Annotated in this window: 9 protein-coding genes and 3 pseudogenes; 6 read left to right on the top strand and 6 right to left on the bottom strand. The window is 68.6% G+C overall.

Annotation, left to right across the window (positions count from 1 at the left end):
* Window positions 1-159 precede the first annotated feature (159 nt).
* The 4 genes and pseudogenes from LRS10_RS11900 to LRS10_RS11885 all read right to left on the bottom strand — a co-directional run bounded on the left by LRS10_RS11900 (window position 160) and on the right by LRS10_RS11885 (window position 5,541).
* Window positions 160-1,818, bottom strand: a complete 1,659-nt coding sequence (locus LRS10_RS11900) for a glycosyltransferase (RefSeq protein WP_257837439.1) — start codon at window positions 1,816-1,818, stop codon at window positions 160-162.
* Window positions 1,811-2,398 carry an alpha/beta fold hydrolase gene (locus tag LRS10_RS11895; protein WP_257837438.1) on the bottom strand — a complete coding sequence of 196 codons (588 nt, stop codon included), beginning with the start codon at window positions 2,396-2,398 and terminating at the stop codon, window positions 1,811-1,813. Before LRS10_RS11895 ends, LRS10_RS11900 begins: the two co-directional genes overlap by 8 nt.
* Before the next feature lie 178 nt (window positions 2,399-2,576).
* A pseudogene (gene katG / locus LRS10_RS11890) lies at window positions 2,577-4,824 on the bottom strand (catalase/peroxidase HPI).
* Window positions 4,825-4,893: 69 nt separating this feature from the next.
* Window positions 4,894-5,541 carry a hypothetical protein gene (locus LRS10_RS11885; protein ID WP_257837437.1) on the bottom strand — a complete coding sequence of 216 codons (648 nt, stop codon included), beginning with the start codon at window positions 5,539-5,541 and terminating at the stop codon, window positions 4,894-4,896.
* A 73-nt stretch (window positions 5,542-5,614) separates the two neighbouring features.
* Between LRS10_RS11885 and LRS10_RS11880 the strand changes: the two genes are divergently transcribed.
* Entirely contained in the window at window positions 5,615-6,634 is a 1,020-nt protein-coding gene (locus tag LRS10_RS11880) for an amidohydrolase family protein (RefSeq protein ID WP_257837436.1), read from the top strand.
* A gap of 38 nt (window positions 6,635-6,672) precedes the next feature.
* A pseudogene (locus tag LRS10_RS11875) lies at window positions 6,673-7,192 on the top strand (dihydrofolate reductase).
* Between the two features lie 66 nt (window positions 7,193-7,258).
* On the opposite strand, the gene LRS10_RS11870 reads toward LRS10_RS11875, so the two are convergent.
* Together LRS10_RS11870 and LRS10_RS11865 are read right to left on the bottom strand one after the other, a co-directional pair.
* Window positions 7,259-8,914: a TonB-dependent receptor domain-containing protein gene (locus LRS10_RS11870; protein ID WP_257837435.1), complete on the bottom strand. Its 1,656-nt coding sequence runs from the start codon at window positions 8,912-8,914 to the stop codon at window positions 7,259-7,261.
* A gap of 270 nt (window positions 8,915-9,184) precedes the next feature.
* Complete coding sequence (locus tag LRS10_RS11865; RefSeq protein WP_257837434.1) at window positions 9,185-9,700, bottom strand: TonB-dependent receptor plug domain-containing protein; 516 nt, start codon at window positions 9,698-9,700, stop codon at window positions 9,185-9,187.
* 283 nt (window positions 9,701-9,983) lie between these two features.
* Between LRS10_RS11865 and LRS10_RS11860 the strand changes: the two genes are divergently transcribed.
* The 4 genes and pseudogenes from LRS10_RS11860 (at window position 9,984) to LRS10_RS11845 (ending at window position 13,037) form a co-directional block, all read left to right on the top strand.
* Complete coding sequence (locus LRS10_RS11860) at window positions 9,984-10,895, top strand: SMP-30/gluconolactonase/LRE family protein (protein WP_257837433.1); 912 nt, start codon at window positions 9,984-9,986, stop codon at window positions 10,893-10,895.
* Window positions 10,896-11,150: 255 nt separating this feature from the next.
* Window positions 11,151-12,428 (top strand): cytochrome P450, encoded by a 1,278-nt coding sequence (locus LRS10_RS11855; RefSeq protein WP_257837432.1) that lies wholly within the window; start codon window positions 11,151-11,153, stop codon window positions 12,426-12,428.
* Between the two features lie 128 nt (window positions 12,429-12,556).
* Window positions 12,557-12,751 (top strand): annotated as a pseudogene (locus tag LRS10_RS25120) (hypothetical protein); the annotation flags it as partial.
* A 61-nt stretch (window positions 12,752-12,812) separates the two neighbouring features.
* The gene (locus tag LRS10_RS11845; protein ID WP_308238018.1) at window positions 12,813-13,037 is read left to right on the top strand and encodes a CHRD domain-containing protein; all 225 of its coding nucleotides are present in this window, start codon (window positions 12,813-12,815) and stop codon (window positions 13,035-13,037) included.
* Window positions 13,038-13,127 lie beyond the last annotated feature (90 nt).

The raw sequence follows: 13,127 nt of genomic DNA, 5'->3' as shown, positions 1-13,127 counted from the left end.
ACGCATGGAGCGGGCTGGTGAACCAATACCAATGGGTGAGACGCCCGGAGGTTCTGATCGGCGGGCCGAAAGTCGAAGGGAGGGCTGCGGCTCGCGGGCGCGGCGCGGCAGGGCGTGCGCGGGGACGAACGATGGCCCGGCGTCCGCTGACGCGTTCGCCTAGACGCTCAGTTCTGCGCCGAGCCGGGGCACCCGCGCCACAAGGCCGGCCGTCAGTTCGGCGCGGCGTTCCCAAAGGCTGCGGTACCACTCGATACGGTCGGGCAGCTGATGGGCGAACATCCGCTGCTCGCGCACGTAGGACCAGGCCGCCCTCGCGATCCTATCGCGCGCCGACTCGTCCCGCAGCGCTTCGATCGTCAGCTCGGCCCAGTCTTCGAGACGCTCCGCGATCAGCCCGGTCTCGCCATGGCGGATGGTGCGGTCGTAGACGGTCGGCGAGGCGATGGTCAGCAGGCCGCGCGACGAGGCATCCAGGAACTTGCCGTCGCTCTTCGTCGCCAGGAGCGGCGCGTCCTCGATCGGAGACAGCGAGATCGAGCAGGACGACATCACCTCCAGGTAGCGCTCGTAAGGCAGCAGATCGTGGAACTCGTTCCGGCCGCCGGGGAGCGCGTCGAAGATGGCGCGGTCGCCGACCACGACGAACTGCACCTGGGGGAACGCCTCAGCGACCCGCCGCATCGACGCGGCGACCTGCATCGCGAAAGGCCCGCGCCGGAGCCCGCCGTAGAAGATCCTGTGCGGCGGCCGACGGTCCGCGAAAGGCCCCAGATCGAAGACGGCGTTCTCGAAGACCTTCACCTCCGGGTTCCACGGGCGGAAGGCCTCTTCCAGAGGCGGCGTCGAGGTTTGAACCGCATGGGTGAAGCTGAACAGCCGCCAGTCCGTCTGGCCTCCGCCCATCCTGGCCATGAGGTCAGGGTGGTCATCGAACTCCATGACCGTGATCCAGTCCCTGCGCACCGCGTCGGCAAGTTCACGTCTCCACAGCTCGAACCCTGTCCGCGTGGGGCGTTGCAGGATGAGCACCTTGGGACGGTGCGCCGGCGCCGGCAGGAGCATCGCCGGCGCGCCGCAGAGCGCGACGGCGACATCCGGTCTCGAGCGCATGCCCTCGAGCGGCAACCGCGTCCGGATATCCATCCCGAACGGCGCGTAGGCGGCGAGCTGGACCAGCATCCGCTGCGGCGGGCGGGGGGTCTTCCGAGCCGCCAGGACGACAGGCTGCGAGACCACGTTCGCTTCGAAGACCGCCAGCAGGTCGCCGCGCGCATCATTCAACAGATGGTCGAGCTTCGGGTCGTGGACCGCCATCGCCCTGAGCCCCGCTTGCGCCAACTCGGTCCGCAGGGCTGTGACGGCTTCCGGAGCCATGGCGGAGAGTGCGGCGACAAGGTCGCCCCCGTCCTGGAGCAAGGCGGCCAGCCCTGGGACGTCCCCGGGACGCAGGTCGGAGACCGCCACGCAGTCGAACGCGGCGGCCTTGGCCGGGAGGCTGCCCACCGGTACGGCCTGCAGGTCGACGCAGGCATGGCCAGACCTGAGCTCCGCCTCGACGGCGGCGGAGGCGTCACCGACGTACAGGACACGCCGCGCCGTCAGCGGGATCCGCCGAACGAGCGCCCGCTCCGCCGGCTCGTTTCGGGAGGGCGCCGCCTGAACGCCTGAGGGCGTCGCGAAGTCCTTGAGCAGATGCCTGCACGCCTGGATGATCGCGCGGCCGCCCTTGGCCAGCACCGCATGACCGGCGTCGCGAACCACGGCCGTCCGGACCCAGGGGTGGGCTCGGAACAGGGCGCGCTCGGGTTCATCCACGAGGCTTGGGCTGGGCTCGGTCTGGCGAGGCGCCCCCCAAGGGGATCGCACCCCAGAACACCTGGGTCGGAATTCTCACATCGCCGAGCAGGTAGCGGTGGTCCCGATCCTCGATCCGCGACTCGAAGCAGCCGAACACGGCGTTGACGAGTTCTCGATCGGCGGAGCCGAGAGATCTGCGCAGGAGCTCGATGATCGGCCAGAGCTTTGCGGTCCTGAGCGGGGGCTCCAGCAATACCTGGCCGCGCACGCAGGCGCTTCGCATCGCCAGGGCGACGAGAGCGCCAGCGGATTCCGCCACCACGACGACGGGCCGGTTCAACGTCTCGATCGCTTCGGAATAGGCCGCGCCGATGGCTTCGACCGACATCTCGCGGAGCGCTGGGCAGTGGTTCCCCGGGATGTGCCCGATCAGGACGCCTGCTTCCGGGACGTGCGGCTGGAGCCTGAACAATGCATCGCCGTCCGTGGCGAACTCGCGTGCGAGCGCCAGCAGGATCGGCGTGTCGGCGTCAAAGGCGTGCGCCTCGCCCCGTAGCCAGATTTCACCGTAGGCCGTCTGAAAGCGCCGCAGCTCCATGCTCGCGTGATTAGGAGTTCTATCCGGGGCGGGCTAGCCGTCCTGCGCGAGCGCCGCGATAGCAGCGCGAGCTGGCCATGCCGCCGCCCCGCGAGGTTCGGACGCCGGGCGGCGGCTTCGGCTGGCCGGGCCGCCGAGAAGCGAGCCGCGCCCCCTGTCGAGGACGCGGCCCCAGGCCTCAGGCCGGCATCGTCGCGCGCTTGCGGACTTCTGGCATGTCGAAGCGGTCGGCGTTCATCACCTTGGTCCAGGCGGCGACGAAGTGGTCGACGAACATCCGCCCCGCGTCGGCCGAAGCGTAGACCTCGGACAGGCCCCGGAGCTGGGAGTTGGAGCCGAAGGCCAGGTCGGTGCGCGTGGCGGTCCACTTCTCCTGATTGGTCTTGCGGCACGTGCCCACGAACACCTCGTCGGCGTGACCGTCGACCTGTTTCCACGCCGTGCCCATGTCGAGCAGGTTGACGAAGAAGTCGTTGGTCAGCTGGCCCGGCCGGTCGGTGAAGACGCCGTGCCTGGAGCCGCCGTGGTTGGCGCCCAGCACCCGCAGGCCGCCGACCAGGACCGTCATCTCGGGCGCGGTGAGCGTGAGCAGCTGGGCGCGGTCGACCAGCAGCTCCTCGGTCGGCACGCTGAACGCCACCTGCAGGTAGTTGCGGAAGCCGTCGGCGCGGGGCTCGAGCACATCGAAGCTGTCGGCGTCGGTCTGTTCGGCCGTGGCGTCCACGCGGCCCGGCGTGAAGGGTACGCTGACGTCATGGCCCGCGTCCTTGGCCGCCTTTTCGATGGCCGCGGAGCCGCCCAGCACGATCAGGTCGGCGATCGAGACCTTGCGGCCGCCGCCGACCGCGTCGAACTCGGCCTTGATCTTCTCCAGCACGCCCAGGACCCGGGCCAGGTTCTCCGGGCTCGTTCACCTCCCAGGTCGACTGCGGCTTCAGGCGGATACGGGCGCCGTTGGCCCCGCCGCGGTGGTCCGAGCCGCGATAGGTCGAGGCCGAGGCCCAGGCCGTCTTCACGAGGTCGGAGACCGAGAGGCCGCTGGCCAGCAGCTTGGCCTTCAGCGAGGCGACGTCCGCGTCGTTGATCGGCTCGTAGTCGGCCTTGGGCAGCGGATCCTGCCAGATCAGGTCCTCGGCCGGCACCTCGGGGCCGAGGTAGCGAGACTTCGGCCCCATGTCGCGGTGGCACAGCTTGAACCAGGCCCGGGCGAAGGCGTCCGCGAACTGGTCGGGGTTGGCGTAGAACCGCTCGGAGATCTTGCGGTACTCGGGGTCGACCTTGAAGGCCATGTCGGCCGTGGTCATCATCGTCGGCAGGCGGCGGTCGGGGCTGTGGGCGCCCGGCGCCATGTCTTCCGGCTTCTGGTTGATGGGCTGCCACTGCTGCGCGCCGGCCGGGCTGCGGACCAGCTCGTACTCGTACTCCAGCAGCATGCGGAAGTAGTTCATCGACCACTGGATCGGCGTCGGCGTCCAGGCGCCTTCGAGGCCCGAGGTGATGGTGTGGTCGCCCATCCCGCTCTCGTGGCCGCTCTGCCAGCCGAGGCCCTGCTGGGCGATGTCGGCGCCTTCAGGCTCGGCGCCCACCTTCTTGGCGTCGCCGGCGCCATGGCACTTGCCGAAGGTGTGGCCGCCGGCGGTGAGCGCGACGGTCTCCTCGTCGTTCATGCCCATGCGGGCGAAGGTCTCGCGGATGTCGCGGGCCTCGGCCAGCGGGTCGGGGACGCCGTTGGGCCCCTCGGGGTTCACATAGATCAGGCCCATCTGGACGGCGGCCAGCGGGTTCTCGAGCGCTTTGCCGGACTCCTGGTCGATCCGGTACTTGTTGCCCTCCTGGCCGACCCACTGCTCCTCGGTGCCCCAGTAGACGTCGCGCTCGGGCTCGTAGACGTCGGCGCGGCCGCCGCCGAAGCCGAATACCGGGCCGCCCATGGACTCGATGGCCACGTTGCCGGCCATGATCGTCAGGTCGGCCCAGCTGAGCTTGCGGCCGTACTTCTGCTTGATCGGCCAGAGCAGGCGCCGCGCCTTGTCGAGGTTGGCGTTGTCCGGCCAGCTGTTCAGCGGGGCGAAGCGCTGGTTGCCCGAGTTGGCGCCGCCGCGGCCGTCGCCGGTGCGGTAGGTGCCGGCGCTGTGCCAGGCCATGCGGATGAAGAAGGGGCCGTAGTGGCCGTAGTCGGCCGGCCACCAGGGCTGGCTGTCGGTCATCAGCGCGGTCAGGTCGCGCTTCACGGCCGCATAGTCGAGGGACTGGAATTCCTTGGCGTAGTCGAAGTCGTCGCCGTACGGGCTGCCCTTGGGCCCATGCGGATCCAGGATCTCGAGCGAGAGTTGGTTGGGCCACCAGTCGCGGTTCGTCCGGCCCACGAGCCTGCGCAGCGCGCGCGGCTCCTTGCGGTGATCGCTAAGCGGGCTTGCATCGTCCATCGGGCGTCCTCCGGGTTTGATTGCCGTGACGCTACGCCCAGGCCGACGGACCTGACAAAGCGGAAAACCCTATCGATGGAAGTGGAACAATCTATCGGCTTTCTGTTGGCCGCGCTTTACGGCCCCGCCTGCGCCGCCGCATAGGTGGAACGAGCGGAGACGGGGACTTCCATGCGACGTGCGATGTGGCGGCTGGGCGCCGTGGCGGTGGCGGCGGCGATCGGCCTGGGCGGCGGCGCGCCCCTGGCGGCGCAGAAGCCCGCCTCGCCCACCGAGGCCAGGCCGGCGATGAACCCCGCGCCCGCCCGGCGGCAGGACGAGGGTTTCGGCCCCTACCGCAAGCTGGTCATCCGTGGCGTCACCCTCATCGACGGGACGGGCGCGCCGCCGCGCGGCCCGGTCGACATCGTCATCGAGGGGGACAGGATCACCGACGTGCTGCAGGCCGGCTGGCCGGGCCTGCCGCTGAAGGCCGAGCGGGCGCCCCGCGACGCCGACCACGAGATCGACGCCACCGGCATGTACGCCCTGCCGGGCTTCGTCGACATGCACGTCCACGGCGGCGATCCGAAGAAGTCGCCGAACCTGGAATACGCCTACAAGCTCTGGCTGGCGCACGGGGTCACAACCGTGCGCGGCGTCAGCCTCGCCCCCCCACGACATCACCGTCTCCGAGAAGGGCCGCAGCGCCCGCGGCGAGATCGTCGCCCCGCGCATCTACAACTATCAGACCCTGGGCTCCGGCTGGTCGGGCGGCCGCATCGACGGCCCGGCCAAGGCGCGCGCCTGGGTGCAATGGGCGTCGAAGAACGGCGTCGACGGGATCAAGTTCTTCGGCTGGAACGACGAGACGCCCGAGGTGATGACCGCCGCCCTCGAAGAGGCGAAGAAGGTCGGCCTGGGAACGGTGGCCCACATCTCCCAGCCTGGCGTCGCCGGCATGAACGCCCGCCAGTTCGGCGAGAAGGGCCTGGGCACGGTCACCCACTTCTACGGCCACTTCGAGAGCATGCTCGCGAACGGCCGGCTCCAGAAGTACCCGAACGACTACAACTTCTACGACGAGGCCAAGCGCTTCGGCGAGGCGGCCGAGATCTGGGACGAGGTCGAGCCGGGCTCGAAGGCCTGGACCGATTATCTCGAGGCCCAGAAGGCGGCGGGCGTCACCTTCGACCCCACCATGACCATCTACGCCGCCTCCCGCGACCTGATGCGGGCGAAGAACGCCGACTGGCACCAGGCCTACACGCTGCCCACGCTGACGGATTATTTCGTCTCCACGCGCGACAACCACGGCAGCTACTTCTTCGACTGGACCACGTCGAACGAGGTCGCCTGGCGCAACTTCTACGGCCGCTTCATGCGGCTGATGAACGACTACAAGAACATGGGCGGGCGGGTGACCACCGGCTCGGACTCGGGCTTCATCTGGAAACTGTACGGCTTCGGCTACATCGAGGAGCTGGAGCTGCTGCAGGAGGCGGGCTTCACCCCGCTCGAGGTGATCCAGGCCGCCACCAGCAACGGCGGCCGCGCGCTGGCCGAGCCGAGGGGCCAGGCGCCCAGCTTCGGCATCGTCCGGCCCGGCATGAGCGCGGACCTGGTGATCACGCCCGAGAACCCGCTGGCCAACTTCAAGACGCTCTACGGCACCGGCCACCAGCGGCTCTCCGCCGACAACCGCATCGAGACGGTGGGCGGCGTCCGCTGGACCGTGGCGCGCGGCGTGGCCTACGACGCCCGTGCGCTGTTGGCCGACGTGAAGGCCATGGTCGACCGTCAGAAGGCGGAGCGCGCCGCCGCCCGCTGAGCGTTGGCGGCGGACGGCGGCCGGGCTATCACCCGGCCATGTCGCGCATCATCCTCGCCGCCGGCCCCATCGCCCGCGCCCGCAACGGCGTGATCGGCAGGGATGGCGCCCTGCCCTGGCGGCTGAAGTCGGACCTGCGGATGTTCCGCGAGGCGACCATGGGCAAGCCGGTGATCATGGGCCGCAAGACCTGGGAGAGCCTGCCCAAGAAGCCCCTGCCCGGCCGCACCAACATCGTGCTGACGAAGGACCAGAGCTACGAGGGCGCCGGGCGCGCTGGTGGTCGAGGACTTTTCGGAAGCCGTGCAGATCGCCCGCGAGCAGGCGGCCGAGGACGGCGTGGGGGAGGTCTGCGTGATCGGCGGCGCCTCCCTGTTCGAGTTGGCGCTCAGGAAGGCGGGCCGCCTCTACCTGACGGAGGTGCACGCGGACGTGGCCGGCGATGTGGCGCTGTCGCCGATCGACGAGAGCCAGTGGCGCGAGGTCTCCCGCGAGGATCACCCCGCGTCAGAGTCCGACGATTACCCCTTCACGTGGCGGATCCTGGAACGCGTCTAGGCCCGGCAAAAAAGGAGCCGGGGCGGCGCCAGCCGCCTCCGGCGTCAGGGGAGGAACCAGGAAGGTCTAGAAGCTGTAGGTCAGCGATGCGCCGTAGGTGCGCGGCTGGCCGGGGAAGCGGACCACGACGTTCGCGTTCGAGCTGACCGCGGTCCAGTAGTACTCGTCGGTGAGGTTGCGGCCCCACACCTGCACCCGCCAGCGGTCGTCCAGGCTGTGCACGCCTATGCTGGCGTTCAGCAGGCCGTAGGCGTCGATCTTGAACCGCGGATCGCCTTCCAGATCGGCGTGGCTGTCGTCCTGCCAGCGGGCGTTCACCGCCACCTGCAGGCCGAGGCTCCCGTTGAGCTCGCGGTTGTAGAGCGCGGTCAGCGCCGCCGACTTCTCGGGGCTGTAGAGGAACGGGGCGCCGTCGAAGTCCTGCGGCTGGCCGGCGGAATTGATCCCGACATAGTCCTGCACCTCGGTCTTCAGCAGCGTGCCCGAGGCGATGAGGGTGAACTCCGGCGTCAGCCGCCAGGTGACCTCGCCGTCCAGGCCGTAGGCCTCGCCCTTCGGCACGTTCTGCAGCCGCGAGAGCGCGGTGTAGATCGGGTCGGCGAAATAGACGCTGAGCTGCTTGTCCTTGTAGTCGTAGTAGAAGGCGCTGACGTTGGCCTGCATCCGCCGGTCCAGCAGGCTCGCCTTGAAGCCCACCTCGTAGGCGGTGAGCAGTTCCTGCTTCGCCGGCGCGTTCTGGGTCGAGATGTTGGCGGCGTTGACCGGCGTCGCGCCCGCCTTGGCCCCACGCGAGACCGAGCCGAACAGCAGCAGGTCCTCGGTCGGGGTCCAGTCCAGCGCCACCCGCCAGGCGAGATTGTCCTCGTCCAGGGTCGAGGTCACCAGGCCGAACTGGCCGGTGGCCGGATCGAAGGTGTTGCAGGCGTTGGCGACGATCGGCGTCGGGATCACGCCATAGACCTGGAAGTACAGGGCCCGGTTCACGACGTTCACGTTCGGCAGCATGCTGCCGTTGAAGTCGCGCGAGCAGCCCGCGTAGTCCTGCTTGTCCTCGGTGTAGCGGATGCCGGCTGTCAGCTTCAGCTGCTCGGTGATCCTGTAGTCGCCGTTGGCGAAGACGCTCCAGGTCCTGGTCTCGATGTCGCCGCGGTCGACGTAGGTGCGGAACGCCTGGGCCAGCTGTGCGGGCGTATAGCCGCCGGTGTTGAAGGGCGTGCCCAGCAGCGGAAGGCCGGCGGCGCGGATCAGGCCGACATTGGCGTTCTGACCGAGCAGGGTGCGGTTGGCGTCGACGATCTCGTCCTTGGCGTAGTAGGCGCCGACCAGCCAGTTGGTGCGCTCGTCCCCGCCCTCGAGGTGCAGTTCCTCGGAGAAGGACTCGATGTCGCCCTCGGCCCGCTGCAGCAGGATCTCGTAGGGCGCGCCGCTCCAGTCCGAGAGCGCCCGTCGCTTCAGGTCGTTGTAGCCGGTCAGCGAGACCAGGCGAACGCTGTCGGTCAGGTCGTAGCCCAGCCGCACCTTCAGCCCGAGGAAGCTGTTGTCCTCGGCCAGCGGGCCGGCGAGGCCCGCGCCGATGCCGATGTCGACGCCGCGCACCGAAGCCGGCGCCCAGTCGGCCTGGCTCGCCTTGGTCGGCGGGTTGGCGGCGATGTAGGCGGCGAGACCGGGGGCCAGGAACGGGCTGCTGGCGGTGGCCGGCGTGAAGCCGATGCCCTGCGCCACAACGGTGTCAGACTGGTTCTCCCAGTAGGTCAGCGAGACGTCGGCCGAGAAGCGCTCGGTCGGATTGAAAGCCAGCGAGCCGCGGACCGCCCAGCGCTCGACCTCGCCCTGGCGTTCGCCGCGGGTGTTGGAGACCTGCCAGCCCTTGCCGCTGTTCTCGCTGCGGAACGCCAGGCCCCAGAGAGGCCCTCGGCGATCGCGCCGCTGACGTAGCCCTCGACGTTGAACGTCTCGTAGTTGCCCACCTCACCGGTGATGGAGGCGTCGAACTCATCCGTCGGCTTGCGGGTGACGAAGTCGATGAGGCCGGCGGTCGTGTTGCGCCCGTACAGGGGTGCCCTGCGGCCCCTTCAGGACCTCGACCCGTTCCAGGTCGAAGATCGGCCCCGTCATCATGAACGGATAGGCGTAAGCGACCTCGTCGACATAGGTGCCGACCGTCGAGGTGGCCGAGATGTTGATCGTGTTGAAGCCGATGCCGCGCAGCGTATAGGTCGGCACGCCCTGGTAGCTCTGCGAGACCGTGAAGCTTGGCGCGAACGCGCTCAGGTCGCGGGTGTCGGTGACGTGCAGCTGTTCCAGCACCTCGCCACGCACGGCCTGGATCGCCATGCCGACGTCGTTGGCGCTTTCCTCGCGCCGCTGGGCGGTGACGACGATGGCGTCCAGCGCCGTGGCCGAAGGTTGAGCCGGCGGAGCGGTCTGGGCAAACGCGCCGGACGCAGTCAGCAGCGCAATGGCGGAAGCGCCCAGCACGAGGCCGGCGCGCGAACGGGGTGTCAGCATCTCAAAATCCCTCCCTGGGCGCGCCTCTGTCGGGCGCGTCACCTGTCGGCCGCGGATCGGCCAATGCGGCGAGAACCTGAGATGTTCGACAAGTCTCGACAAGCTATCGAAAATGATAGGTGAAGTATCCGCGCCACATCCGGATGGCGCATCTTACGTAACGTTAGAAATCGCATGACGATGAAGCGTAATATCTTACGTCACGTAAGGCGCGGTTCCCGCTTCACCTCCCCGGGGCCGCTGTGGCTATAGTCTCGGCAAAACGAGACACGGGAGGACGAGGATGGATATCGAGCTGGTCGCCGAAGGGCTGCAGTTCCCGGAAGGCCCGATCGCCATGGCGGACGGATCGGTGATCCTCACCGAGATCAAGGGCCAGCGGCTCACCCGCGTCACGCCCGACGGCAAGAAGGAAACCGTGGTCGAGACCGGCGGCGGCCCGAACGGCGCGGCGATCGGCCCGGACGGCGCCATCTGGATCACGAACAACGGCGGCTCGTTCGTGTGGCTCGAGCGGGATGGCCTGACCATCCCGGGGCCGACGCCGCCCACCCACACCGGCGGCATGATCCAGCGCTACGACCTGACGTCCGGCAAGCTGGAGACGGTGTACGAGGCCTGCGACGGCAAGCGGCTGGTCGGACCCAACGACATCGTCTTCGACAGGTCGGGCGGCTTCTGGTTCAGCGACCACGGCTGCTCCACCGAGGACGGCCGCAAGAACGGCGCGGTCTACTACGCCAGGGCCGACGGCTCGCAGATCACCCGCCAGCGCGACCACCTGATCTCGCCGAACGGCATCGGCCTCTCGCCCGAAGAGACGGTCGTCTACGTCGCCGACACCATGCTGGGCCGCCTCTGGGCCTTCGACGTCGAGGCGCCGGGCAAGCTCGCCGAAGGCCCCGGCTTCGCGCCCGGGCGCGTGATCGCCAATCTGCCCGACTACCAGCTGCTCGACAGTCTGGCCGTCGAGGCGTCGGGCAAGGTGTGCGTCGCCACCATCATCAATGGCGGCGTCACGATCTTCGACCCGAACGGGACGACCGAGCACGTGGCCGTGCCCGACCTCGTGGTGACGAACATCTGCTTCGGCGGCCCGGACATGACGACGGCGTGGATCACCGCCTCGGCGACCGGCAAACTCTACAAGGCGACGTGGCCCAGGCCAGGCCTGAAGCTGAACTTCAACGCCTAAGGACCATCCCTCCCCTTCATGGGGAGGGTGGATGCCGCGAAGCGGCAGCCGAGTGGGGTATGAGGCCGCTCCCCCCACCCTGCTCGCTTCGCGAGCTTCCCTCCCCATCAAGGAGAGGGATTGTCGGAAGCACAAAGTTGACGCCCCCGTCATGTTTGATTGACTCGCCTTCGGTTCGGGATCATCGTTCACTCAGCGGAAGCCGCGGGCGCCGACCGATGACCCGTGCTCCAAGATTTCGCCGGAGGATGACCCATGGATGACGCCTCGATCGACCTGAAGCGCGCGGCGCGCGACGCGGCCTATTCGATGCCGCTGGAGGACATCAATCCGGGCGACCCCGAGCTCTTCCGCACCGATACCATGTGGCCCTACTTCGAGCGGCTGCGGAAGGAGGACCCCGTCCACTGGTCGGTCTCGCCCTACGAGGATGTCGGCGGCTACTGGTCGGTGACCAAGTACAACGACATCATGGCGGTGGACACGAACCACCAGGTGTTCTCGTCCGAGCCAACGATCGTGCTGCCGGACCCGGCCGACGACTTCACGCTGCCCATGTTCATCGCCATGGACCAGCCGAAGCACGACGTGCAGCGCAAGACGGTCCAGCCGATCGTGGCGCCGAACCACCTGGCCTACCTCGAGCCGATCATCCGCGAGCGCGCCGGCAAGATCCTGGACGACCTGCCGATCGGGGAGGAGATCGACTGGGTCGACAAGGTCTCGATCGAGCTCACGACCATGACGCTGGCCACGCTGTTCGACTTCCCCTGGGAAGACCGCCGCAAGCTGACCCACTGGTCCGATGTCGCGACCTCGGCGCCCGAGAGCGGCATCCTGGGCACCACCGACCCCGACGAGCACGAGCAGCTCCGCCGTCAGACGCTGTTCGAGTGCGTCGACTACTTCATGCGGCTGTGGAACGAGCGGGTGAACGCTCCGCCGAAGCCTGACCTGATCTCGATGCTGGCCCACGGCGAGTCCACCCGGAACATGGACCGCATGGAGTACCTCGGGAACCTGATCCTGCTGATCGTCGGCGGCAACGACACGACGCGGAACACGATCTCCGGCTCGATCCTGGCGCTGAGCCAGAACCCCGACCAGGAGCGCATCCTCCGCGCCGATCCCGGCATGATCCCGAACATGGTGTCCGAGACCATCCGCTGGCAGACGCCGCTGGCCTACATGCGCCGGACCGCGTTGCAGGACTACGAACTGGGCGGCAAGACCATCAAGGCCGGCGACAAGGTCGCCATGTGGTACGTGTCGGGCAACCGCGACGAGACGGTCATCGAGCGTCCCAACGACTACTGGATCGAACGGCCGCGGGTGCGCCAGCACCTGTCGTTCGGCTTCGGCATCCACCGGTGCGTGGGCAACCGCCTGGCCGAGCTGCAGCTGAAGATCATCTGGGAGGAGATCCTCGCCCGCTTCCCGCGGATCGAGGTGGTCGGCCCGCCGAAGCGGGTCTTCTCGTCCTTCGTGAAGGGCTACGAGCATCTTCCGGTGGTGATCCCGACCCGCAACTGAACCTTGCGGGCGGGTGGCCCGGGGTGGTCCTGACCCGGAATTCGTCCCGGATTGACGCTGAAGCCCGCTTGGGCTTCAGTCTCGCCGCTCAGGATCGGGTGGGGCGAAACCCATAAGGGGAGACGCCCATGTCGCACGCGCGCATCGTCCGCTACGTTCCGGCCGTTCTCGTCGCCACGGCCGTCGGCCTCTTCGCCATCGCCGCCTACGCCGAGGACACCAAGACTGGCGCCGCCAAGACCGAAGCAGGCCGTCCGCTGTCGGCTCACCTGACCGGCGCCGCAGAGAAGCCGAACCCCGGCGATCCCGACGGCCAGGGCCACGCCACCTTCCGCGTCAACGTCGGCCAGAACCAGGTCTGCTACGACCTGATGGTCGAAAAAGATCGCGCCGGCGACCGCCGCCCACATCCACAAGGGCGGTCCCGATGTCGCCGGTCCGCCGGTTGTCCCGCTCAAGACCCCCGGCGCCGACGGCAAGGTGAAGGACTGCGCCACGGCCGACGCGGCGGTCGTAAAGGACATCCTCCAGAACCCCGGCATGTACTACGTCAACGTCCACAACGCCGAGTTCCCGCCCGGCGCGGTGCGCGGTCAGCTCAGCAAGTAGCCGCCAGCGCCTGCGGCCGCCTTCCGCACGGCGCGGGATGAGGCCGCGGATGAGCGGGAGATGAACGGCGTTGGAGCCATTGAGGTCATC

Source organism: Phenylobacterium sp. J426, assembly GCF_024699945.1.
Lineage (GTDB): Bacteria > Pseudomonadota > Alphaproteobacteria > Caulobacterales > Caulobacteraceae > Phenylobacterium.
Note: the sequence above shows the minus strand (reverse complement) of the source record. Positions and strands in the feature narration are given on the sequence as shown.

Bases quoted from the DNA above. Each gene is read 5' to 3' on its own strand.
- LRS10_RS11895 (WP_257837438.1), bottom strand. From the start codon at position 2,398: ATGGAGCTGCGGCGCTTTCAGACGGCCTACGGTGAAATCTGGCTACGG.
- LRS10_RS11885 (WP_257837437.1), bottom strand. From the start codon at position 5,541: ATGCGCGGGGCGACGATCTCGCCGCGGGCGCTGCGGCCCTTCTCGGAG.
- LRS10_RS11865 (WP_257837434.1), bottom strand. From the start codon at position 9,700: ATGCTGACACCCCGTTCGCGCGCCGGCCTCGTGCTGGGCGCTTCCGCC.
- LRS10_RS11860 (WP_257837433.1), top strand. From the start codon at position 9,984: ATGGATATCGAGCTGGTCGCCGAAGGGCTGCAGTTCCCGGAAGGCCCG.
- LRS10_RS11855 (WP_257837432.1), top strand. From the start codon at position 11,151: ATGGATGACGCCTCGATCGACCTGAAGCGCGCGGCGCGCGACGCGGCC.